A 21,452-nucleotide genomic window follows, 5' to 3' on the forward strand; every position below is an offset into this window, starting at 1 on the left:
CTACAGCTTATTTACTCAAAACGACTTAATTCAATATCAGTAATAGCTCCATGAGATGCATGAGCTACTGTAACTCCATTTTTTATGACTAACAGCTGCGGTGATTGATGCATCACTTGAAACCTATATCCTATTTCATTAGAGACATCTCTATGACTCAACAAATCCAAATAATACAAATCTAAATCTGCATCAATATCATACATACTCACAAATTGATTCATAACCATACTACTAATACCACAGCGTGTAGAGTGCTTAAAAATAACTTGCGTTTTGGTTTTTGAGCACTTTTCTATCTCATCAAGTTGAGATACATCAGTTAATGCTTGCCAAGGCAAATTTTTTTCTTCTTTAGGGTCTGAAGTGCCAAATATGTTTTTAAAAAATCCCATTTTAATTCTTTTTTTATGCCTTATACATTTGTATTTTATCTTAATAGTTGCAGGCAGATGTAAATCTTACAAACTGACTAAACGTCATATTTTTACACACTAATTCAGTCATTTTGTCGTTTAATCCTTACATTATACAATTGGTAAGATTATTGACTTAATGCTTTCGTAAATTACTAATAAAATAACAGTTATAGATATATGAATTTTAATAATTATACCATAAAATCTCAAGAGGCCATTCAGCAAGCACAGCAGCTTGCCCAAAGCTTAGGACATCAGCAAATTGAAAACGAGCATATTACAAAAGCTATTTTTGAAGTTGATGAAAACGTATTACCGTTTATACTTAAAAAGTTAAATGTTAATATTGAAATCTTAAAATTAACATTAGATAAACAACTTGAAAGTTTTCCAAAAGTTTCTGGAGCTGACTTGATGATCTCTCGCGAGGCTAGTAAATCTCTAAATGAAGCCTCAATTATTGCTAAAAAAATGAACGACGATTATGTTTCAGTTGAGCATCTAATACTCGCCATCTTTAAATCGAACAGTAAGATTTCTCAAATGCTTAAAGATCAAGGCATAACAGAAAAAGGGTTAAAAGCCGCTATTGAAGAACTAAGAAAAGGTGACCGAGTAACATCTCAAAGTCAGGAAGACACATATAATTCACTTAATAAGTATGCAAAAAACCTGAATCAATTGGCTAAAGATGGAAAACTAGATCCAGTCATTGGTCGCGATGAAGAAATTAGAAGAATACTTCAAATCTTATCAAGACGCACCAAAAACAACCCAATTCTAGTTGGCGAACCTGGCACTGGTAAAACCGCAATTGCCGAAGGTTTAGCTCACCGCATTGTAGATGGTGATATTCCTGAAAATTTGATTGATAAGCAAATATATGCGCTAGACATGGGAGCGCTTATTGCTGGAGCAAAATTTAAAGGCGAATTTGAAGAGCGCTTAAAAGCAGTCATTAAAGAAGTAACTACAAGTGAAGGTGATATTGTATTATTTATTGACGAAATCCACACGTTGGTTGGTGCTGGAGGCGGACAAGGCGCAATGGATGCAGCAAACATATTAAAACCTGCTCTAGCAAGAGGAGAACTTCGAGCAGTAGGTGCAACTACTCTTGATGAGTATCAAAAATACTTTGAAAAAGATAAAGCTTTAGAGCGTCGTTTTCAAAAAGTAATGGTTGATGAGCCAGATACTGAAAGTGCTATTTCAATTCTTAGAGGTATTAAAGAAAAGTATGAAACACACCATAAAGTTCGTATTAAAGATGAAGCCATCATTGGTGCAGTAGAATTATCAGAACGCTACATTACCAATCGTTTTCTTCCAGACAAAGCTATAGATTTAATGGATGAAGCGGCTTCAAAGTTGCGTATGGAGATTAACTCAAAACCTGAAGAATTAGATGCATTAGATAGAAAAATCATGCAACTAGAGATTGAGATCGAAGCCATTAAGCGAGAAAAAGATGAAGCAAAATTAAAAGCTTTACGCGCAGACTTAGCGAATATTAAAGAAGAGCGCAACGAAATTAATGCCAAATGGAAGAGTGAGAAAGAAGTTGTAGATAATATACAAATAACAAAATCTAATATTGAAGATTATAAACTTGAAGCTGAGCGTGCTGAACGCGAAGGTGATTATGGTAAAGTTGCAGAAATTAGATACGGTAAAATAAAAGAGGCACAAGAGCAATTAGAGGCACTTCAAAAAGAATTATTGCAAAATCAAAATGAAAGTTCATTAATTAAAGAAGAAGTTACCTATGATGATATTGCTGAAGTAGTAGCAAAATGGACAGGTATCCCAGTTACTAAAATGCTACAAACTGAACGTGAAAAGCTTTTAAAGTTAGAAGATGAATTACATAAGCGCGTCGTTGGCCAAGAAGAGGCTATTACTGCTGTAAGTGATGCCGTAAGACGTTCCAGAGCAGGATTACAAAATCCACAAAAACCAGTTGGTACATTCTTATTCTTAGGAACTACAGGTGTAGGCAAAACTGAATTAGCCAAGGCTTTGGCAGAGTACTTGTTTGACGATGAAAATGCAATGACTAGAATTGATATGAGTGAGTTCCAAGAAAGTCATAGTGTAAGCCGATTAGTTGGTGCACCTCCAGGGTATGTTGGTTATGATGAAGGTGGGCAGTTGACTGAAGCCGTAAGAAGAAAACCTTATTCAGTAGTGTTGCTCGATGAGATTGAAAAAGCGCATCCAGATACATTTAACATCTTGTTACAGGTTTTAGATGAAGGACGATTAACTGATAACAAAGGTCGTGTAGCCGATTTTAAAAACACAATAATTATTATGACCTCAAACATGGGAAGTCAAATTATTCAAGAACGATTTGAGGCTACAAACAACATAGAGTCTGCTATGGAAGCTGCTAAAGTTGATGTATTAGGACTATTAAAACAAAGTGTTCGTCCTGAGTTTTTGAATCGAATAGACGATACCATTATGTTTACGCCATTGACTAAAAGTAATATCAAAGCTATTGTTGGTTTACAATTAAAAGGGGTGCAAAAAATGATTGCTAAACAAGGAATAACCTTTGATGCTACTCCTGAAGCAATAAGTTACTTAGCTGAACGAGGGTACAATCCTGAATATGGTGCTAGACCCGTTAAACGTATCATTCAGAAAGAGGTTTTGAATGCCTTGAGTAAAGAGATTCTATCTGGTCAAGTAACCACAGATAGTATCATTTTATTAGATGCCTTTGATGATAAATTAGTTTTCAGAAATGAAGCCAGTTTCATATCAGAAGAAATATAAGATTTAACTGTAACAAAATAAGTTAATAGTAGTCTTTTAAGTGGTTGGTTAGTGAAAAGCAACGTAAGTTTTAGAAATAAAAATGAGCGTTGCTTTTTTAATAAAAAAGGGTTACTATCAAGCAACCCTTTCTTCATGTTAATCTAATTTCAATCAAAACTTTAAACCAAGACCAAGACCAACAACTAGAGGATTTATTTCAACCTCTGCTTTACTCGCCGAATCATTATTTGGAGTCACATCAGTTTTTAATAATAGTTTTTTTATATCTAGGTTTAAAAACCATTTATCGTTTAAATTATAATCTACTCCTGCCTGAAGTGAAAATCCAACAGTGTTTTCATAATCAATAGCATTTAGATCACCTGGATCGGCTGAATAGAATATGGTATAATTAATACCAGCACCAACGTAAGGTTTAAAATCTTCAGCATAAAAATGGTATTGAAAATTAAGTGTTGGTGGTAATAACCAAACATAACCTAAATCTGCTCCATTTTCTATCTCGACTTCATGTTTTGTTGTTGCTAATATTAACTCTAGAGCAAGATTTCTATTTAAGAAATAGCTAAAATCTAGTTCTGGCACAAACGTTGTAGAAATGTCTACATCAGCACCATCAATATCATCACCTGGAGATGGTACGACAGCAATCAACCTAAAACGTGCTTGCCATTTGCTGTAGTCACCATCAGATTTGACTTCATCTTGAGCTTGCGCATTAAATAAAAATAAACAACTTGCTAATACACTAAAAATTATTTTTTTCATAATCTATTTGATTTAATATTTATCACAAAAATAACTTAGACTCTAATTATAAAATCTGACAAAAGTCATAGTTTAAAAACTTTGTTTTTAATCGATTTTTACAAAGAAAACTTTTTAAAAAATTCTAATTTTATTACTTTAATATTCTAATCCTAAAAACACAAATTTATGGGCATGTTTCGCTATTATGACATTGGTCACGCAGAGGTATTTATTTTTGATGATTTTCTAATCAAACAAGTCAAAGAAGGTGCTTTAATTGATCAAGAAGAAACTGAAGAGTTCAAAGTTATTTTAAAGGAACATTTTTCTGATAAAAACATGGCCTATATTTCTAACAGAGTCACCTCCTACTCTGTAAATCCTTTGGTATATAAGGAAGCTGAAAAAATTTCAAATTTAGTGGCAATAGCTATCATTCCTGGCGACGAAAAAATGCGAGCAAGTGCAGAATATGAAAGTCAATTTTATAATAGACCCTTTGGTATTTTTGAAAGCTTGAGTGAAGCCATACAATGGGTTCATAAGATTATTGAAAAAGAAAACGAAACCACTTATGCTGAGCCTGTTTAATTAACTTTTTTGAGCAAAATATACCATTCGGTATATTTTTTATATATTTGTGTTATGCTAACTAAATCAGAACATACTAAACTTCATATATTACAGACTGTTGCTCCAATTTTCAATAAAAACGGCTACGCTGCAACAAGTATGAGTGACATAACTAACGCTACAGGTTTTACTAAAGGTGCAATTTATGGTCATTTTAAAAATAAAGAAGCTTTATCCATATCTGCATTTAAATATAATGTAAAGCAAATGATGTCTAAAATTTCTGAATATATATCAAAAAGTGACTCACCTATTGAGAAGTTATTTTTAATATCAGATTTTTACAGAAATTATTATGCTTACAGTAAACAATTAGGAGGCTGTCCAGTTTTGAATGTCGGAGTTGATGCGAATAATCAAAATACGTTATTACTTGAAAATGTTCGAGTAGTGGTTGAAAGGATACAAGATCAAGTCGCCGCAATTATTGAAGATGGAATCGAAATTGGGGAAATTTCTACCGAAATAAATGCAATGCATTATGCCAAACGCTTAGATACGTTGATTCAAGGTGCAGTGTTTATGACCTATACAATGAACGATGATTTTTATATGAAAGACACGATGGATCAAATTGACCAAATGATTTCAAACGAAATGAAAGCTTAAAATTTTTTAACTATAAATATACCGATTGGTATATTTTTAAACACTTAATAAAATGAATTTACCAAAAACAGTATCAAGTACAGCAACAATTAGATTTCAAGATTGTGATCCTTTTAATCATCTTAATAATGCCAGTTATATCAATTACTTCATGAATCATCGTGAGGATCAATTGATAAACATATATGACATAGACATATACAAAATGGCTCGAAATTTAGGCAAAAGTTGGGTTTCTAATAGTAATCAAATAGCCTATTTAAAACCTGCATTTTTAATGGAAAAAGTAGTCTTAGAATCTCAGCTGATAGCATTTGACACCAGTAATTTAAAGGTTGAAATGCGCATGTACAATTCTGATAAAAGTCACTTGAAATCTGTGATCTGGTGTGGATTCACACATTTTAATCTTCTAAAGCAGGAAAAAGAACCACATTCAGAAGAATTTATGAGTTTTTTTAAATCTATTATAAATCCAGTTGATAGTACAAGATTTGAAGATAGAATATCCGTTTTAAGAACAATTAAAAACACGATACAAAATGCCTAGTATTAGTACTGTAGAAAAATTTATTGCACAAGTAGAAGCTAATAATCACGATAAAGCCATTGCAAATTTTTATAGTGAGAATGCTTCAATACAAGAAAACAATGAAGCACCTCGTAAAGGCAGAACACTTCTAATTAAGAATGAGAAGAAGATTTTAGCCAAGACAATGGCTATGAGTTCCAAGTGCATCAGACCTTATTTTATAGAAAATAATCGTGTTATTATTTGTTGGAAGTTTTGTTTCAAATGGCTAGATGGAACCTCAACTCATATTGAAGAATTGGCATATCAAATCTGGGAAAATGAACGAGTAATTTCTAAACAATTTTTTTATGATCCCAAACAACGCGAAAAACATTAATGAAATGAATTGATAACATAATTATCTAATAGCGAATTGTTTCTGTTAATAATTAGATAAAAAGTCGTTAAAAAGACAATAAAATTTAAGTTTTTCCATTAGTGTAATGTATAAATATATTAAATTTGTATGCTATTAGTTCCCAATTTACCTAGAATCAATGAATACATTGAGTTAAAATTCTAACCAAATTTTAACCCAATAATTTTATTAAAACCTGCATTATATATGGATGTATCTAAATACATAGATCATACGTTATTAAAATCTTCCGCTACTGAAAGAGATATCATCGATCTCTGTAATGAAGCCAAAAAATATAAATTTTATTCTGTTTGTATAAACAGTTGTTACATTCCTTTAGCAAAACAATTGTTAAAAGATTCTACAGTAAAAATCTGTACAGTTGTAGGGTTCCCATTAGGTGCCACATCAACAGAATCAAAAGTGTTTGAAGCTACAAATGCCATAGAAGCTGGTGCTCATGAAATTGATATGGTTATCAACATAGGTTTTCTGAAGAGTAAAAATTTTGTTGAAGTCTTTAAAGATATAAGTGATGTGAAACTCGCTATTGGTAAAACACCTCTAAAAGTGATTATTGAAATAAGCGAGCTTTCAAAAAATGATATTGTTAAAGCTAGCGAGATTTGTTTAGATGCTAAGGTAGATTTTATAAAGACATCTACAGGTTTCACCAAAAGTGGTGCTACATTAACTGCTGTAAAAATTATAAAAAAAACCATTAAGAATAGAGCAAAAATCAAAGCATCTGGCGGGATTTCAGATTTAGAAACTGCACAAAAGTATATTGAAGTTGGTGTTGAAAGAATTGGGACATCTAAAGGTGTATCTATTATTAACGAGCAACTATCTGAAGCTTAAGCTCAAACAAACTACTAAATTTTCTATCTTTAGCTCATGAGCATACATATAGAAGCTAAGAAAGGTGAAATTGCCGAAACCATATTACTACCAGGAGATCCGTTAAGAGCCAAATGGATAGCTGAAACATTTTTTGAAAACCCTAAATGTTTTAACACAGTAAGGGGAATGTTAGGATATACTGGCACGTACAATGGGAAGCTTATTTCAACAATGGGAACAGGAATGGGTGTCCCTAGCATTTCTATTTATACTCACGAACTGATCACAGAGTACAATGTAAAAAATTTAATTCGCGTTGGTAGTGCTGGTTCATATCAAAAGCACGTTAATCTTAGAGATATTGTTTTAGCAATGGCAGCTTCATCCACATCTGGAGTTAACGAATTACGCTTTGGTGGTGCAGATTATGCGCCTACTGCAGACTTTGGCTTATTTCAAAGTGCTGTTGAAATTGCGAAACAAAAAGGGATTCCATTAAAAGCAGGAAATGTTTTAACTAGTGATGAATTTTATGCTGATGACTTTGAATCTTACAAAAAATGGTCAAAATTTGGTGTGCTATGTGTTGAAATGGAATCGGCTGGATTATATACCATTGCAGCTAAGCATAATGTTAATGCGCTGAGTATCCTTACCATTTCAGACTCTTTAGTGACTGGAGAAAAAACTACTTCTAGCGAACGAGAAACAACATTCAAAGAAATGATTGAAATTGCATTAGAACTTGCCTAAAATAGTTATTAAAGAAATTTTAAATACTTTTATCAAAAACATCAATCAAGCTTCATAAAAATGAAATACATACTAATACTTGCTTTATCTTTATTTTCACTTACTACATATTCACAAGATAATGAAACAACGAGTGAAATTACGACCTATTATCTCATTCGTCATGCAGAAAAGGATAGAAGTGATAAAACTGATAGAGATCCTAATCTAACACAAGCTGGACATGAAAGAGCAAACAATTGGAGTGAGGTTTTTAAGCACGTTACGTTTGATGCTGTTTATTCAACCAATTACAACCGAACCAAGCAAACTGCTACACCTACAGCTAAAGCTCAAGGCATTGAATTACAATTCTACGATCCAAGGCATTTATATTCTGAAGAATTTGCTGAAGACACACAAGGTAAAACTGTTCTAATTGTTGGTCATAGCAATACAACTCCAATTTTTGTGAATACCATTTTAGGCGAACAAAAATATCAATATATGGATGATAATGACAATGGGAGCTTATTTATTGTAACTCTTTTTGATGAAAAAAAAATAGACCAAGTACTTCACATTAATTAACACTTATATTCTCTAATTCAATTTTAGACAACAGTTTTAATTGTTCATCCATAAATAATTGAGGTAACTCTGAAAGTTCAATAGATTTATCGTTCGATTTGTAGTTATTATAATCAACAAATCGAAGACCATTCACATAACGTTCATTGTATGCTTCTCTAAACCGCACACCTCCTCCATCCACTAAATAGGAATATGCCAAATAATCTACTTTATACGTTGTCGTATTAATCCAATACAGGTATACATCTTCAAAATCTTTTCCTCCACCATCTTCAGAAAACTTAACTTCAATAGTATAATACTTAGTACCTTTTATTATGTTTACACCTTTATAGGTTTTAAATACCGCTTTATCATTTAAGCCGTATGGTAATAACGCAAAATAATTTACAGAGTTAATACTGTTTTGAATACTTTTAGCTTTTTCTTTTGAAATATCTTTTTGCTCTCCATTAATCGTAAGTAAAAAAGGCTTCATATTACCATAGGAAGCAATCACTTTTTTGCCATTATCCTTTACTATTCTAGCATATTCAAATACGCCGTTATTTCGTTTTGACACATAGTGCTTATGCCTAAAATCAAATTCCATTATATAATTATGATAGTTATCTCCACCAGATACTTCAATGGTTTTATCTATAATACCTTGTGCAGATTCTTGAGAATTACTATCTAATCCACATATCAAAAATGAGATCAATACTACGGTTAGCTTTATTCTTAGGTTCATCATTAATAATTCAATTTATTATACATTCAGAAAAAGTAAATCTTTTGATTTCACATACAAAAGAAATAATATTACTCTTAAGTCGGAATATTAATGCTTTAATAACAACCAAAAATAATTACCTTTGTATCTTATGCAAAACCCAGTAAATATAAAGAACAAAAAAGCAAAATTCGAGTACGAAATTCTTGACACGTACACAGCTGGCATTGTTTTGACTGGAACAGAAATAAAGTCCATTCGTGATAGTAGAGCCTCAATAGCAGAAAGTTTTTGTGAGTTTAATGATAAAGGCGAATTGTTTGTTATAAATATGACTATACAAGAATACATCTATGGAAATTATTACAACCATAAGCCTAAAGCAGAGCGCAAATTGTTGCTCAACAAAAAAGAACTAAAAAAATTAGAAAAGGAAGTCAATATAAAAGGTAATGCTATTGTTCCATTAAGACTCTTTATTAACGAAAAAGGATTAGCAAAACTAGAAATTGCATTAGGAAAAGGAAAAAAACTATTTGATAAACGCGAAACAATAAAAGATCGTGATAATAAGCGTAATCTAGATCGCATTAAGAAAATTTATAAGTAATTTATCCTCTTTATAATTATACATTTACTTTTATAGTTAAGTTTGAAAAACGCTCAGGCAACCTTTTGACAATAAATGTCGTCTATATAATTGCACACCTACAACCTAAACTCTAAATGACACAAAAACTACCAGTAACGCTCTTTCTTTTTTTACTAATTACAATCAATGGTTTTTCTCAAATCAAAGGCACAGTAACCGATAGTAAAAATAAACCGTTACCGTTTGTTAATATATTTATTGAAAACACATATACAGGTACCACTAGTAATGAAGATGGCAATTACGAACTTAATATCAAAACACCCAATACATATACTATTGTCTTTCAATTTTTAGGTTATAAAACGATAAAGAAAACCGTAAAGATTACTTCATTCCCTTTTACGATAGACACTACTATGGTAGATGAAGAAATTTCACTTAACGAAGTGGTTATTAACTCTGAAGAAAATCCTGCAAATAAGATTATAAGACAAGCTATTGCAAAACGAAAAGAAAACCTTGAAAAAATTAAAAGCTACAAAGCTAATTTTTATTCTCGTGGTTTAATACGTATTAAAGAAGCTCCTGAAAAAATACTAGGTCAAGAGCTTGGTGATTTAGGTGGAGGACTTGATTCAACAAGAAGTGGTGTTATTTACTTATCTGAAACCGTTTCAAAACTGGATTTTTTAAGACCCGATAAACTCAAAGAAAATATTATAGCTTCCAAAGTAAGCGGTGATGATAATGGCTTTAGCTTTAATAATGCCATAGATGTCGACTATGATTTTTATAACAATACTATAGAGTTAGGAAACCAAATGATCTCGCCTATTGCAAATAATGCTTTTAGATATTATCGCTATAAACTTGAAGGTGTCTTTTATGATGATAGAGGAAATTTAATTAATAAAATTAAAGCAATTCCTAAGCGAGAAAACGATCCGGTTTTTGAGGGCTTTATATACATTGTTGAAGACCAGTGGACCATTTATGCTTTAGAACTAACAATTACTGGAGTCCAAGCTCGAATTCCAGCAGCAGATAAAATTAGTATCACACAAAATTTCTCCTATTCTGAAACAGATGGTATTTGGGCAAAAATATCTCAGAATATCGATTTTAAATACGGTCTTTTTAGTATTAAAGGTGATGGCCGTTTTACTGCTGTTTATAGTAATTACTTATTTAATCCAGAATTGACTCGCAAAGATTTCTCAAGAGAAATTGTAAGCTTTGCAGATGAAGCAAATAAAAAAGATTCTCTGTTTTGGAGCAACACAAGACCAGTTCCATTAACACAAGAAGAAGTTACAGATTATATAAAGAAAGATAGCATACAAATTATCAAAGACTCTAAAATATATCAAGACTCGGTTGATCGTGTCAATAATAAATTCAAACTAGGAGATATTATTGGAGGTTATACCTATAATAATTCATATAAGAATTGGCGCGTAGGAATAACGACACCGCTAGAGGCCATAAGTTTCAATACTGTTCAAGGTTGGAATGCTAATATTGGCGCTTTTTATACAAAGGGTTATGATGACTTTGAACGTTATTTTAGTATAAGAGGTAATATTAACTATGGGTTTAGTGACCAACGCTTACGTGCTACTGTTTCTACTACTTATAAATTTAATAATAAAAGTAGACCATACTTAACACTTTCTGGTGGCATTATTACGCAACAATTCAATGCAAGTAATCCTATATCAAAATTACTAAATAATGGTTTCTCATTGTTTTCTGAACAAAATTTCATGAAGATCTATGAAAACAGTTACATACAGATCGTTTATTCAAACGAATTGTTCAATGGTTTCAGAATAAACACAAGTTTAAGTTACCAAAGACGTCAAGCATTATTTAACACCACAGATCAAGTTTGGTTTCCACAAGATAATAGAGTATACACAAGTAACAATCCAATTGACGAAACGGCTTTTAGTATTGCTCCTTTTCAAACACATAATATGTTGAAATTAAATCTAAGTGCTCGAATCAATTTCGCACAAAATTATTTGAGTTATCCAAATGGTAAGTTCAATGTGCCTAGTTCAAAGTATCCAACGGTAATTTTAGGTTACGAAAAAGGGGTTTCATCATCAGTAGATGATTATAACTTTGATCAAATTAAATTACGTGTAAGGCAAGGGTTTGATATTGCAGACAAAGGTCGCTTTCAATATAACATGAGAGTTGGAAAATTCTTCAACGCAGATAACATTGCATTTGTAGATTTTCAACATTTCAACGGAAATCAAACCCAAATAGGTTCAGGTTCGTACTTAAATGTTTTTAATAACTTACCATATTATACAGGAAGTACCAATGAGTCTTATGTAGAATTGCATGCCGAACATGATTTTAATGGATTTATTCTTGGTAAGCTACCACTATTGAAGCAACTCAATTTCAATTTAGTTATTGGTGCTCACGCTTTGTCAACACCAGACAATAAACCTTATCAAGAATACACGATTGGTCTTGATAACATTGGTTGGGGTAAATTTAGATTTTTACGAATTGATTATTTGCGTTCTTATCAAAGCGGATTTCAAAGTGATGCCATTTTGTTTGGGTTGAAGTTCTTTTAATTCTTATCCTCAAGCAGTGGTACAAATCGAAACTCCCCAAACTCATGCTGCTCAAACTCTTTTGCGCCTTTTCTAATAAACAACGTCATGATTTGCACATCTTCTCCTACCGGAATAACTAAACGACCACCAATTTTTAATTGACTTAACAATGGCTTAGGTACAAAGGGTGCTCCAGCAGTAACTATAATACTATCAAAAGGCGCTTCCTCTTCTAAACCTATATAACCATCTCCAAAAATGAGTTTTTTGGCTCTGTAACCTAATTTAGGTAAAAATTTACTGGTTTTTTTATAAAGTTCGTGTTGACGTTCAATACTGAAAACTTTAGCTCCTAATACACATAAAACTGCAGTTTGATAACCACTTCCTGTTCCAATTTCTAAAACTTTATCACCTAAAGTAATTTGAAGTAACTCACTTTGAAATGCTACTGTATAAGGCTGAGAAATCGTTTGATCTGCAGCAATTGGAAAAGCCTTGTCTTGATATGCATGATCTAAAAAGCTGGAATCCATAAATAAATGTCTTGGAATTTTCCCGATAGCATCTAACACACAACCATCGGTAATACCCTTGATTTTTAGAGTATTCACTAGTTGTTGTCGCAGTCCTTGATGTTTAAACGTGTCTTTCAAAGCAGTTAGGTTTACCATGTAAAAATAATTCAAACATTTTTATACTAAAAGTTAAATCTATCGGAATTATCAACGGTGTAAAAACTAGTATATTTTATTATAGAATTCGTAAAAAAAAACGACTAAAAACCTTATTTTTGTTGAAAACGTAATACAATGCTAAAAGCTGGTGTACTAGGTGCTGGGCATCTTGGTAAAATTCATTTGAGACTTCTCAATCAATCTGAAAAATATGACCTTATTGGGTTCTATGATGCAGATGAAACTAACGCTAAAAAAGTAGAAGAAGAGTTTGGTTACACATACTTTAATTCTATTGAAGCACTTATAGATGCCGTTGATATGGTAGATATTGTAACACCTACATTATCACATTACGATTGTGCCAAAAAGGCAATTGCCAAAGGCAAGCACATTTTTATAGAAAAACCTATTACTAATACAGTTGAAGAAGCAGAACACATTAGAGAATTATTAGCCGAACATGATATTCGTGGTCAAGTAGGTCATGTAGAGCGTTTTAACCCTGCCTTTATAGCTGTTAGAGATCAGATAAACAATCCAATGTTTATAGAAACACATCGATTGGCAGAATTTAACCCTCGAGGTACAGATGTTCCTGTAGTATTAGACTTGATGATTCACGATATTGATATCATATTAAGTGTTGTGAAATCCAAAGTTAAAAATGTATCTGCAAGTGGTGTTTCAGTTATAAGTGACACACCAGATATTGCCAACGCTAGAATTGAATTTGAAAATGGTTGTGTCGCTAATTTAACAGCAAGTCGTATTTCTTTAAAAAATATGAGAAAAACTCGTTTTTTCCAGAAAGATGCTTACATCTCGGTCGATTTTCTTGAAAAGAAATGTGAAGTCGTAAAAATGAAAGATGCGCCAGAACAGCCTGGAGATTTTGATATGATCTTACAAAATGCAGAAGGCATCAAAAAGCAAATTTATTTTGACAACCCAGAGATAGCCAATAATAATGCTATTCTTGATGAGTTAGAAACCTTTGCAGACGCCATAAATAATAATACCTCTCCAATTGTAACCTTACATGATGGCACAGAAGCACTACGCGTTGCTACGATGATAATCAATCAATTTTAGCAGTCTATCATGAAAGTTTTCAAATTATTTACTCTTACCATTGCTTTATTTGTCTTTAACATCTATAGTGCTCAAACCAAAGCCGAACATGTTGAATTAACAGACTTGATAAGGAACTTGATCCAAACCACTAAAGACGAAAAAAATATAAAACAAGCATTTTGGCTTCCAAAATCATATTGGGAATTAGCACTCAAAGATAGCCCTTATGGAAATCAAAGCTTGATTGATGAGATTAATGCAGTTATAGAAAATTATAGCATTTTTGCAGTCACAGATGTCACTATTTCTCATATAACTGGTATTAAAAAGAATACCTTAACATCAATCCATTTAATTGTTGACGATACGCAATATGCACCAATTGAGATGTTACCAAATGATATTGAAACTATAGTAAGTAGTATCAAACCTATGCTAGCAAAAATGTTAGGGGATTTTGGTAATAGTATTGAGATTTTTGTTTTTGACAACTCTAACGATATCATTCCCACAAATCTTGAAACATCAAAATTTACCTTAGAAGTAAACACTACAAATTTTGACTATTACTTACCACTATCATCTTTAGTTGAAAAAAAGATTTGTCCTGTTGATAAAAAAGCGCATAATGGGAATTGGATGTTTTGTCCATGGCATGGAAAAAAATTAAAATAAACAGTTATTATAAATATGAAAAATGTAGCAGTAATTGGCGCAGGAACTATGGGAAACGGAATTGCCCACACCTTTGCGCAGTCTGGATTTAAAGTACAACTTATAGACATTAGCGAAGTATCACTCAAACGAGGTTTAGATACCATAGCAAAAAATTTAGACAGAATGGTTGCTAAAGAAAAAATTTCTGAAGCCGATAAACAAACCACCTTAGATAACATCACAACATTTACAAGTATTACAGAAGGTGTTGAGTATGCTGGGCTTGTCGTTGAAGCTGCAACTGAAAATATTGACCTAAAACTCAAGATTTTCAAACAACTTGATGAAGATTGCCCTGATGATACCATTCTAGCAACCAATACATCTTCAATTTCAATTACACAAATTGGAGCAGTAACCTCAAGACCAGAAATGGTAATTGGTATGCACTTTATGAATCCGGTTCCAATAATGAAATTAGTAGAAATCATTCGTGGTTATAACACTAGTGATGACGTGACTAATACCATTATGGAATTATCAAAAACCTTAGGTAAGATACCTACCGAAGTAAATGATTATCCTGGCTTTGTGGCAAATCGTATACTAATGCCAATGATAAATGAAGCCATCGAAACCTTATATAATGGTGTGGCTGGAGTTAATGAAATAGATACCGTTATGAAATTAGGTATGGCACATCCAATGGGACCTTTACAATTGGCAGATTTTATTGGATTAGATGTCTGTTTGTCAATTCTCAATGTGATGTATGAAGGGTTTAAAAACCCAAAATATGCACCATGCCCATTATTAGTGAATATGGTTAGAGCTGGTAAATTAGGTGTTAAGTCTGGTGAAGGTTTCTACGACTATTCTGAAAGCAGAAAAGCTGAAAAAGTAGCGAAACAATTCAAATAGTCAAAATTAGCAGAGTTTGATTAATTGTCTATATCTATCTGCTTAAACCTGAAGACGAAATCATGGCGAAAATACGTCCTTTTAAAGCGGTAAGACCAACACGAGACAAAGTAAGCCTTGTTGCTTCACGATCGTATCAAACTTATACACAAGCTGAGCGTGAAGCACGTTTGGATTATAATCCGTTTTCGTTTTTACACATCGTTAATCCTGGGTATAAATACGACCGAGAAATTACTGGAACCGAACGCTATGCATTAGTGAGAAATCGCTATTTGGAGTTTAAAGAAGATAATGTTTTTGTTCACGATAACACTCCAACGTATTACATTTATAAGATTGTTGACAGAGATCATCAGATCTTTAATGGTATTGTAGCTGCGGCAAGTGCAGAAGACTATGAAAAGGATGTCATTAAAAAACATGAAGATACGATCGAGTATCGCGAGCAGGTTTTTAAAGATTATCTAAAAACAGTAGGATTTAATGCTGAACCTGTACTACTCACCTATCCAGACAATAAAACCATTTCAACAATAATAAAAGACGTACAAAAAGAACGTGCTGAATTTGAATTCACGACAACTTACAGAGATACACATTACCTCTGGAAATTAGAAGATCCCAATTTGATTGAGATCATCCAAAATGAATTTGATTCTATGCCTACAATTTATATTGCAGATGGTCATCATAGATCTGCATCATCATATTTACTCTATAAAGACGAAAAACGAGACAACGAAAAACATGAAGGTACAGAATCGTATAATTATTTTATGACGTTTTTAATTCCCGAATCAGAATTGCGTATACATGAGTTCAATAGGTTAGTCAAAGACTTAAATGGTTTAACTAAAGAAGAGTTTCTTATACAACTTGATACCATCTTTAGGATTCAAAATCGAGGCATAATGCCTTACAAGCCTTCAAAGAAACATCATTTCAGCATGTACTTAGATGGCGAATTTTATTCATTATACCTTAGAAAATCGCTCTATAATTTTAAGACAGCCTTAGATGCCCTTGATCCGCAAATCTTATATAATACAATATTGCAACCTTTACTCGGTATTGAAGACCTACGTAACGATGATAGAATAGACTATATCAACGGAAAAAAAGACATTATCAATGTTAAAGATAAAATTGACAATGGTGAGTTTGCTGTAGGTTTTGGTATGGTTCCTGTAGATATTAATGAAATGAAACAAATTGCAGACGACGGTCTTAAAATGCCTCCTAAAAGCACGTTCATTGAACCTAAATTAAGAAGCGGCGTCACTATTTATGAGTTTTAATCAAAAGGAGATCATGCATATACAAGATAACTTAAAGAATATTAACGCTCAACTTCCTAATCATGTCACTTTAGTTGCGGTATCAAAAACTAAGCCTGTAAGTGATCTAATGGAAGCTTATACTGCTGGACAACGTATTTTTGGAGAAAACAAAATTCAAGAAATGGTCGAAAAACATGAACTAATGCCTAAAGATATACAATGGCACATGATAGGTCATGTACAGCGTAACAAGGTCAAGTATATGGCTGATTTTGTAAGTTTAATCCATGCGGTTGACAGTTTAAAATTACTTAAGGAAATTAACAAACAAGCAAAAAAACACAATAGAATTATTGACTGCTTATTACAAATAAAAATTGCTAAAGAAGACAGTAAATTTGGGATGTCTCCTTTAGATGCAAAAGAATTAATTACATCTGAAGACTTTTCTGAATTAAAAAACGTTTCTATAACTGGTGTTATGGGTATGGCTACTTATACTAACGATACAGAACAGATCAAACAAGAATTCAAGACGTTAAAAACCACATATGATGACCTCAAAACTACAAACCATTCACTTGAGGTTATTAGTATGGGTATGAGTGGAGATTATCAGCTAGCAATAGATGCTGGAAGTACAATGATACGAGTTGGAAGTAGTATATTTGGAAGTCGGAACTATTCAAACTAAAAGAGAAATATATTTACGCAATATTAGACATAGAAACCACAGGTGGAAAGTACAATGAAGAAGGCATTACAGAAATTGCGATCTACAAATTTGATGGTCATAAAGTAGTAGATAAATTCATTAGCTTAGTTAATCCTGAGCGAGAAATTCAACCTTTTGTAGTAAACCTCACTGGTATTAATAGTAATATGTTAAAAAGCGCACCTAAGTTTTTCGAGGTAGCCAAACGTATTGTTGAAATTACAGAAGATTGCATCATTGTTGCACATAATGCGCAGTTTGATTATCGCATCTTACGAACTGAATTTAAGCGCTTGGGCTTCGGTTTCAAGCGTAAAACCTTATGCACTGTAGAACTTTCTAAGCGACTCATTCCTGGTCAAGATTCGTACAGTTTAGGTAAGTTAACTAGAGCTCTTGGTATTCCTGTTAGTGATAGACATCGTGCTAATGGTGATGCTATGGCAACCGTCAAGTTATTTAAGATCTTGCTGTCAAAAGATCTAGATAAGAAGATTATCAAAGACAATGTAAAAACTGAAATTGTTGCACGGCTTAAGGATAATCATAGAACCATAATTGATGAACTTCCTTCTGTAACTGGAGTATATTATATTCATAATGAACATGGTGAAATCATATATATTGGAAAAAGCAAAAACATAAAGCATCGTATCAATCAGCATTTTACCAATACAAGTACAAAGTCTAAAAAAATACAATTACTTGCAAAATCTGTGACTTACGAAGCCACAGGTAGCGAATTGGTCGCCCTACTGAAAGAAAGTGAAGAAATAAAACGCAATAAACCATTGTATAATAGAGCCTTACGTCGAACTCTGTTTTCTCATGCATTGTATCGTTTTGTTGATAAAAATGGGTATATTAATCTAAAAATAGAGCGTATAAATAAATCCCTTACTCCAATAACTACTTTTAGCAATTCACAGAGTGCTAAAAACTTTATCTACAGAGCTATTGAAGATTACAATTTGTGTCAAAAGCTAACAGGTCTAGACACATCAATGAGTAATTGTTTTGATTACACCATCAAAAAGTGTTTTGGCGCTTGCATTAATGAAGAGCCTCCTGAAGAATACAACAAAAGAGTTGTGCAACTCATTGCTAAAAACAGTTATGATAACAAGAATATGGCTATTATAGATCAAGGTCGCGATATTGATGAAAAGAGTGTAATATATATTGAGAATGGTGTATTTAAAGGGATTGGTTTTTTTGATTTAAATCACCAAATCAACACCATTGAAGTTCTAGAATCGATAATAACACCAATGGAAAATAACAGAGATACACAGCATATTATTCAAAGTTATTTGAGAAGAAACAAAAGACTAAAAACTATTGTTCTTGAAGCTAATTAACTTTTTAGTACATTTGGTATAGTGGCAAATCAAAACCAACATAACGATTGGAGAAGTAAACTACATGAAATTATTTATGAAGCAGATACTCCTGCTGGTAAGTTATTTGATGTTGTACTTTTAATAGCAATACTAGCAAGTATAATACTTGTAATGTTAGAGAGTATTAAAAGCTTTGATGATAAATACCATACATTTCTGGATATCTCAGAGTGGGTAATCACCATACTCTTTAGTATTGAATACATTGCTCGTATTATTTCGGTAAAAAAACCTTTAAAATACATGCTTAGTTTTTATGGTGTTATAGATCTGCTCTCTACCATACCAAAATATATTTCCTTGTTCTTAGCTGGTACGCATGCTTTAGTAGCTTTACGTGCATTACGTTTGTTAAGAATATTTAGAATACTAAAACTAGCTCGTTATTTAGGAGCATCGAATCAATTAGCAAATGCTATTAAAGCTAGTAGAGCAAAAATTGCAGTCTTTCTATTTGCAGTAATTATTGCTTCTGTTATTTTTGGTACCATTATGTACTTGGTTGAAGGCGAAGAACACGGGTTTACTAATATTCCTAAGAGCGTTTATTGGTGTATTGTCACACTAACCACTGTTGGCTTTGGAGATATTGCACCAGAAACACCCATTGGTCAATTTATTGCTACAATAATCATGATACTTGGTTATGGAATAATAGCAGTCCCAACTGGAATAGTTTCCGCAGAATATACTAAAGCTTCTGAAGATGATTCAAATAAGATCTCAGACGAAGAGCGTGAGCAATTAGAAACAGTCCAACTCAACACTCAGTGCTGCGTTAACTGCCTGACTGAAACACACCGAGATGGTGCTGAGTATTGTTTTAAATGTGGTTGTAAATTACATCATGACTAAGACTCTCATTTCTATTGTTGGACCTACAGCTATTGGAAAAACAGCATTAAGTATACAACTTGCACAATATTATAATACTGAGATCATTTCTGCAGACTCAAGGCAATTTTATAAGGAAATGCAAATTGGTACTGCAGCTCCAACACCTCTAGAGTTGGCTTCAGCACCGCATCATTTCATTCAACATAAATCTATTGAAGAACCATATAATGTTGGTGATTTTGAAAAAGATGCCATTCATAAATTAACCCAGATTCATGGAAAAAATGACATTGCAATCATGGTTGGTGGTTCAGGTTTATTTGTAAAATCTGTAACTGAAGGGCTAGATAAACTGCCTAAAGTTAAACCAGAAGTAAGAACAGAATTAAATAAGAAATTCGAATTGAATGGATTAGACCCTTTAGTTGGTCAACTAAAAATACTAGACGACAAATCCTACCATGCAATAGCATTAGACAACCCTCAACGTGTTATAAGAGCCTTAGAAGTTTGTTTGTCTAGTGGACAACCCTATTCTTCTTTTTTAACCTCAAAAGCTAAGCAAAGAAATTTCAAAACGTTAACTATTGGTTTAACAGCTGAACGTCATATTATTTATGAGAGAATTAATAAGCGCGTAGATCTTATGATTGCTAATGGCTTAATAGATGAAGTTAAAGTTCTTATATCCAAAAGACACTTGAATGTTTTAAACACTATTGGTTACAAAGAACTATTTAACTATTTTGAAGGTGATTGGAACTTAGAATTTGCAGTTTCTGAGATCAAAAAAAATTCACGCCGATTTGCAAAACGTCAACTCACTTGGTTTAAAAAAAATGAAAATACCCTGTGGTTTAATTATAACACTGATACCGAAGAGATCATCAATGTTATTTCGAAAAAAATAAGTTCATAAAAAAAGCCAATCTATTCGGATTGGCTTTTTGATTTCTATAATCATTATACTATACATCTTGGTTCACCACAAGTCTGAAGCCTTCTCCATGAATGTTTAAAATTTCAACATTTTCATCCAGTTTAAGATATTTACGAAGCTTAGCTATGTAAACATCCATACTTCTAGAGGTAAAATAATTATCGTCTCGCCATATTTTAGTTAAAGCTAGTTCTCTAGGCATCAAATCATTCTCATGAAGTGCTAACAAACGTAATAATTCATTTTCTTTTGGGGATAATTTAATTGGATCTTTTCCATTAAACTTAAGAAAACGCAACTTAGAGTTCAAATCAAATTTACCAATCTTAAATTCAAATTGCTTGCTATCAGCTATTGTATCTGTGGCTTTACGCTGCATGATAGCCTTTATTTTCATTAGTAATACTTCACTATCAAAAGGCTTGTTCAGATAATCGTCTGCACCAACTTTATAACCTTTAAGCACATCTTCTTTCATGGCTTTAGCAGTTAAAAATATAATTGGAACATCGGTGTTTTTCTCACGAATCTCCTTAGCTAATGTAAATCCATCTTTATAAGGCATCATTACGTCTAGAATACAGAGGTCATAGTCATCTTTTTTAAATTTCTCGAAACCTTCCATTCCGTTTTTTGCATGAACAACATCGTAGTCGTTCATGTTGAGGTAGTCTTTTAAAACTGTTCCAAAATTAGGATCGTCTTCAACTAAGAGTATTTTTTTGTTTTGTTCTTCCATAAT

23 protein-coding genes are annotated in these 21,452 nt (G+C 32.4%); 18 read left to right on the top strand and 5 right to left on the bottom strand.

The window, feature by feature from the left end; all coding sequences use genetic code 11:
• Nucleotides 1-11 precede the first annotated feature (11 nt).
• A complete protein-coding gene (gene ytxJ, locus Q0876_RS03650; protein ID WP_299224233.1) occupies nucleotides 12-395 on the bottom strand; it encodes a bacillithiol system redox-active protein YtxJ in 384 nt (127 codons plus the stop codon).
• A gap of 201 nt (nucleotides 396-596) precedes the next feature.
• On the opposite strand from ytxJ, the gene clpB reads away from it, so the two are divergent.
• On the top strand, nucleotides 597-3,206 hold the full coding sequence (gene clpB, locus Q0876_RS03655) for an ATP-dependent chaperone ClpB (protein WP_299224236.1): 2,610 nt from the start codon (nucleotides 597-599) through the stop codon (nucleotides 3,204-3,206).
• A 153-nt stretch (nucleotides 3,207-3,359) separates the two neighbouring features.
• On the opposite strand, the gene Q0876_RS03660 is transcribed toward clpB, so the two are convergent.
• On the bottom strand, nucleotides 3,360-3,977 hold the full coding sequence (locus Q0876_RS03660; protein WP_299224239.1) for an OmpW family outer membrane protein: 618 nt from the start codon (nucleotides 3,975-3,977) through the stop codon (nucleotides 3,360-3,362).
• Between the two features lie 168 nt (nucleotides 3,978-4,145).
• Here Q0876_RS03660 and Q0876_RS03665 point away from each other — a divergent pair, with 168 nt between their 5' ends.
• The 7 genes from Q0876_RS03665 (at nucleotide 4,146) to Q0876_RS03695 (ending at nucleotide 8,302) form a co-directional block, all read left to right on the top strand.
• Complete coding sequence (locus Q0876_RS03665; RefSeq protein WP_299224242.1) at nucleotides 4,146-4,550, top strand: hypothetical protein; 405 nt, start codon at nucleotides 4,146-4,148, stop codon at nucleotides 4,548-4,550.
• Between the two features lie 54 nt (nucleotides 4,551-4,604).
• On the top strand, nucleotides 4,605-5,201 hold the full coding sequence (locus tag Q0876_RS03670; RefSeq protein WP_299224245.1) for a TetR/AcrR family transcriptional regulator: 597 nt from the start codon (nucleotides 4,605-4,607) through the stop codon (nucleotides 5,199-5,201).
• Between the two features lie 52 nt (nucleotides 5,202-5,253).
• Nucleotides 5,254-5,751 (top strand): thioesterase family protein, encoded by a 498-nt coding sequence (locus tag Q0876_RS03675; RefSeq protein ID WP_299224248.1) that lies wholly within the window; start codon nucleotides 5,254-5,256, stop codon nucleotides 5,749-5,751.
• Nucleotides 5,744-6,112 (top strand): nuclear transport factor 2 family protein, encoded by a 369-nt coding sequence (locus Q0876_RS03680; protein WP_299224251.1) that lies wholly within the window; start codon nucleotides 5,744-5,746, stop codon nucleotides 6,110-6,112. Before Q0876_RS03675 ends, Q0876_RS03680 begins: the two co-directional genes overlap by 8 nt.
• Nucleotides 6,113-6,340: 228 nt before the next feature.
• Entirely contained in the window at nucleotides 6,341-6,997 is a 657-nt protein-coding gene (gene deoC, locus Q0876_RS03685) for a deoxyribose-phosphate aldolase (RefSeq protein ID WP_299224254.1), read from the top strand.
• A gap of 36 nt (nucleotides 6,998-7,033) precedes the next feature.
• Nucleotides 7,034-7,732: a purine-nucleoside phosphorylase gene (deoD, locus tag Q0876_RS03690; RefSeq protein WP_299224257.1), complete on the top strand. Its 699-nt coding sequence runs from the start codon at nucleotides 7,034-7,036 to the stop codon at nucleotides 7,730-7,732.
• A gap of 60 nt (nucleotides 7,733-7,792) precedes the next feature.
• Nucleotides 7,793-8,302, top strand: coding sequence for a histidine phosphatase family protein (locus Q0876_RS03695; protein WP_299224260.1), 510 nt, complete (start codon nucleotides 7,793-7,795; stop codon nucleotides 8,300-8,302).
• Here Q0876_RS03695 and Q0876_RS03700 read toward each other — a convergent pair.
• Complete coding sequence (locus Q0876_RS03700) at nucleotides 8,295-9,041, bottom strand: DUF6503 family protein (RefSeq protein ID WP_299224263.1); 747 nt, start codon at nucleotides 9,039-9,041, stop codon at nucleotides 8,295-8,297. The genes Q0876_RS03695 and Q0876_RS03700 overlap by 8 nt on opposite strands.
• A 130-nt stretch (nucleotides 9,042-9,171) precedes the next feature.
• On the opposite strand from Q0876_RS03700, the gene smpB reads away from it, so the two are divergent.
• Nucleotides 9,172-9,630: an SsrA-binding protein SmpB gene (smpB, locus tag Q0876_RS03705; protein WP_299224266.1), complete on the top strand. Its 459-nt coding sequence runs from the start codon at nucleotides 9,172-9,174 to the stop codon at nucleotides 9,628-9,630.
• Nucleotides 9,631-9,746: 116 nt separating this feature from the next.
• Entirely contained in the window at nucleotides 9,747-12,218 is a 2,472-nt protein-coding gene (locus tag Q0876_RS03710) for a DUF5686 and carboxypeptidase regulatory-like domain-containing protein (RefSeq protein WP_299224269.1), read from the top strand.
• On the opposite strand, the gene Q0876_RS03715 is transcribed toward Q0876_RS03710, so the two are convergent.
• Complete coding sequence (locus Q0876_RS03715) at nucleotides 12,215-12,856, bottom strand: protein-L-isoaspartate(D-aspartate) O-methyltransferase (RefSeq protein WP_299225165.1); 642 nt, start codon at nucleotides 12,854-12,856, stop codon at nucleotides 12,215-12,217. The two genes, Q0876_RS03710 and Q0876_RS03715, sit on opposite strands and share 4 nt — an antisense overlap.
• A 156-nt stretch (nucleotides 12,857-13,012) precedes the next feature.
• Here Q0876_RS03715 and Q0876_RS03720 point away from each other — a divergent pair, with 156 nt between their 5' ends.
• The 8 genes from Q0876_RS03720 (at nucleotide 13,013) to miaA (ending at nucleotide 20,689) form a co-directional block, all read left to right on the top strand.
• Nucleotides 13,013-13,972, top strand: a complete 960-nt coding sequence (locus tag Q0876_RS03720) for a Gfo/Idh/MocA family oxidoreductase (RefSeq protein ID WP_299224272.1) — start codon at nucleotides 13,013-13,015, stop codon at nucleotides 13,970-13,972.
• A 9-nt stretch (nucleotides 13,973-13,981) separates the two neighbouring features.
• Nucleotides 13,982-14,629 carry a hypothetical protein gene (locus tag Q0876_RS03725; RefSeq protein WP_299224277.1) on the top strand — a complete coding sequence of 216 codons (648 nt, stop codon included), beginning with the start codon at nucleotides 13,982-13,984 and terminating at the stop codon, nucleotides 14,627-14,629.
• A gap of 15 nt (nucleotides 14,630-14,644) precedes the next feature.
• Nucleotides 14,645-15,532 carry a 3-hydroxybutyryl-CoA dehydrogenase gene (locus Q0876_RS03730; protein WP_299224280.1) on the top strand — a complete coding sequence of 296 codons (888 nt, stop codon included), beginning with the start codon at nucleotides 14,645-14,647 and terminating at the stop codon, nucleotides 15,530-15,532.
• A 62-nt stretch (nucleotides 15,533-15,594) separates the two neighbouring features.
• A complete protein-coding gene (locus Q0876_RS03735; protein WP_299224283.1) occupies nucleotides 15,595-16,833 on the top strand; it encodes a DUF1015 domain-containing protein in 1,239 nt (412 codons plus the stop codon).
• Nucleotides 16,834-16,846: 13 nt separating this feature from the next.
• Nucleotides 16,847-17,509: a YggS family pyridoxal phosphate-dependent enzyme gene (locus Q0876_RS03740; RefSeq protein ID WP_299224284.1), complete on the top strand. Its 663-nt coding sequence runs from the start codon at nucleotides 16,847-16,849 to the stop codon at nucleotides 17,507-17,509.
• A gap of 11 nt (nucleotides 17,510-17,520) precedes the next feature.
• A complete protein-coding gene (locus Q0876_RS03745; RefSeq protein ID WP_299225167.1) occupies nucleotides 17,521-18,891 on the top strand; it encodes an exonuclease domain-containing protein in 1,371 nt (456 codons plus the stop codon).
• A gap of 21 nt (nucleotides 18,892-18,912) precedes the next feature.
• Nucleotides 18,913-19,788, top strand: a complete 876-nt coding sequence (locus Q0876_RS03750; RefSeq protein ID WP_299224286.1) for an ion transporter — start codon at nucleotides 18,913-18,915, stop codon at nucleotides 19,786-19,788.
• Nucleotides 19,781-20,689, top strand: coding sequence for a tRNA (adenosine(37)-N6)-dimethylallyltransferase MiaA (gene miaA / locus Q0876_RS03755; protein ID WP_299224288.1), 909 nt, complete (start codon nucleotides 19,781-19,783; stop codon nucleotides 20,687-20,689). The genes Q0876_RS03750 and miaA overlap by 8 nt, the downstream gene beginning before the upstream one ends.
• 49 nt (nucleotides 20,690-20,738) lie before the next feature.
• On the opposite strand, the gene Q0876_RS03760 is transcribed toward miaA, so the two are convergent.
• Nucleotides 20,739-21,449 carry a response regulator transcription factor gene (locus tag Q0876_RS03760; protein WP_299224290.1) on the bottom strand — a complete coding sequence of 237 codons (711 nt, stop codon included), beginning with the start codon at nucleotides 21,447-21,449 and terminating at the stop codon, nucleotides 20,739-20,741.
• Nucleotides 21,450-21,452 lie beyond the last annotated feature (3 nt).

The sequence above is a fragment of the uncultured Psychroserpens sp. genome (genome assembly GCF_947503375.1).
Lineage (GTDB): Bacteria > Bacteroidota > Bacteroidia > Flavobacteriales > Flavobacteriaceae > Psychroserpens.